This window comes from Rhizobacter sp. P3_B12, from assembly GCF_056402895.1.
The window spans coordinates 1-2,471 of record NZ_JBFUGN010000916.1; the positions used below are offsets into that span (position 1 = coordinate 1).

Annotated in this window: 3 protein-coding genes; all 3 read right to left on the reverse strand. The window is 68.6% G+C overall.

Annotation, left to right across the window (positions count from 1 at the left end):
• Positions 1 to 423: patatin-like phospholipase family protein (locus tag AC1D01_RS29985; RefSeq protein WP_477872930.1), on the reverse strand; the 423-nt coding region annotated here is incomplete at its 3' end.
• A 53-nt stretch (positions 424 to 476) separates the two neighbouring features.
• Positions 477 to 902, reverse strand: a complete 426-nt coding sequence (locus AC1D01_RS29990; RefSeq protein WP_477872932.1) for a hypothetical protein — start codon at positions 900 to 902, stop codon at positions 477 to 479.
• A gap of 114 nt (positions 903 to 1,016) precedes the next feature.
• Positions 1,017 to 2,471: helix-hairpin-helix domain-containing protein (locus AC1D01_RS29995; RefSeq protein ID WP_477872934.1), on the reverse strand; the 1,455-nt coding region annotated here is incomplete at its 5' end.

The following is a 2,471-nucleotide window of genomic DNA, read 5'->3' on the forward strand; positions in this document are numbered from 1 at the left end:
CAGCCGGCCCACCGACACCATCTGCTTCAGCAGCGCCTCGAGCGGCGAGTTGTCGAGCAGCGAGCGCGGGCGCGCGCGGCGCCAGCGGGCGATCACCCAGCCGATCGACATCATCGTCAGCCAGCGCGCGCCGGTGCGGATCACGCCGATCGAGTCGGAGCGGTACACCTGCTCGGCGCGGAAGTTCTCCCACACCTCGCACAGCGCCGCGACGGCCGCGTCGAAATCGTCGCAATGGCTGGCCAGTGCGGCGGCATTGATCGCGCCGGCCGAGGTGCCGGTGATCACGGGGAAGGGGTTGCTGCGGTCGTCCGGCGAGACCTCGCGGCGGATCTGCGCGAGGGCCTTCAGGACGCCGACCTGGTAGGCGGCACGGGCCCCGCCTCCGGTGAGGATCAGGCCCGTGGTGGGTGATGTCGGCATGGGGCTCGAGTGTAGACACCCCGGGCCCGGAGACCGATCCGGTTCAGCCCGGATCAGTGGTCGTGCTTGTCGTGCTTGTCGTGCTTGTCATGCCCACGGCCATGGCCGCGGCCGCGGTCATCGCGGCGGTCGTGATCGTGGTCATGCTCGTGTTCACGGCGCCAGTGCTCCTGGTACCAGTCCTCGCGCACGAAGTACACCGGCTGGCCGCAGGCCGCGTACTGGCCGCAGTAGCGGCCCCAGTTCTTCTGGTGGCCCGGCGGCACGCGCAGGTAGATCGGGCGGCGCTCGACCACCACGGCCGGCGGCTGCTGGATGATGATCGGCTGCGGGTTGATCACGATCGGCGGCGGTGCATTGCCGATGTCGATGCGGCCATAGACGCCGGGCTGGCTGACGCTGACCGACACGCCGACGTCGGTGGCAAAGGATGAGGCACTGGCGACGGCCAGTGTGATCAGGGCGAGTGCTTGCTTCATATGCGACCTCCTGCGTGTTGACGCAGATCTGATGATGCGCTTAGAACGTTGCTGGAGCGTGTGGTGCCGACAGGGAATGTGCCAACTCGTGACTACTGGTAACCCCTGCCACCACTACTCGTAAACGATGCCGGCCCGCCCGTGCGCGCTCTCGACCCAGCGCGCCAGTGCCGCATCGCTCGGGAAGAAGCGGCTCTCCTCGCCCAGGTCGAGCTCGCCGACGGCCGCGTCGCGCTGCACCACCAGCCGCACCGCCAGGCCCTGCGTCGTCGTGCCCTGGTCGGTCTGCACGCGCCGGCTCGGGAAATCGCGCAGCACCTCGGCCACCGGCGGCACGCTGCCGTTGACCTCGACGCGCAGGTACTTGCCGAAGCGGCAGCGCGCGGTGGCCAGGTCCCACACCTGCTGCACGTTCAGGCGCATGCCGCCGGAGAAGCGGTCGGGCTGCACCTTGCCCGAGACGATGATCAGCTCGTCGTCCTTCAGCAGGTCCTTGTTGGCGTTCAGCAACTCCTCGTTGGCCACCGCCTCGATCGCCTCGCTCTTGTCGTCGAGCTTGAAGATCGCGACACGGCCGCGCTGGCCGTTGATCACCCGCAGGTCGCCGACGATGCCGGCCAGCATCTGCGGCTCGCGGCTGTCGATCACGTCGGCGATCTTGCGCTTGGCGAAGCGCCGCACCTCGTCGCCGCTCTGGTCGAACAGGTGGCCCGACAGGTAGAAGCCGAGCGCGACCTTCTCGAAGCTGAGCCGCTCCTTGATGCTCCACGGCGGCACCTGCACCAGCTCGGGCTCCTGCGTCGACGCCGCATGGGAATCTCCGAAGTCGAACAGCCCGCCCTGGTCGGCGTGCGCGGCCTGCGTGTCGGCGTACTCGAAGGCGAGCCCGATGCTCGCCACCAGCAGCGAGCGCTCCGGGTGCAGCAGGTCGAACGCGCCGGCCTTGATCAGCGCCTCGACGGTGCGCTTGTTCATGCGGCTGCGGTCGACCCGCGCGCAGAAGTCGAACAGGCTCTTGAACGGGCCGCCGTCGGTGCGCGCCTGCACGATCGCCTCGATCGCGCTCTGGCCGGTGCCCTTGATCGCGCCGAGGCCGTAGCGCACCACCTTGTCGGCGACCGGCTCGAAGCGGTGCGTGCCGGTGTTGATGCTCGGCGGCTCGAAGGTGATGCCCAGCATCACCGCGTCGTCGTGGAAGATCTTGAGCTTGTCGGTGTCGTCCAGCGCGACGCTCATGTTGGCCGCGGTGAACTCGGCCAGGTAGTGCACCTTCAGCCAGGCCGTGTGGTAGGCCAGCAGCGCATACGCGGCGGCGTGCGACTTGTTGAAGCCGTAGCCCGCGAACTTCTCCATCAGGTCGAAGATCTCGTTGGCCAGCGGCTCGGCGATGCCGTTGCCGGCCGCGCCCTCGGCGAAGGTCGCGCGGTGCTTGACCATCTCCTCGAGCTTCTTCTTGCCCATCGCGCGGCGCAGCAGGTCGGCGCCGCCGAGCGAGTAGCCGCCCAGGCGCTGGGCGACCTGCATCACCTGCTCCTGGTAGACCATGATCCCGTAGGTCTCCTCCAGCAC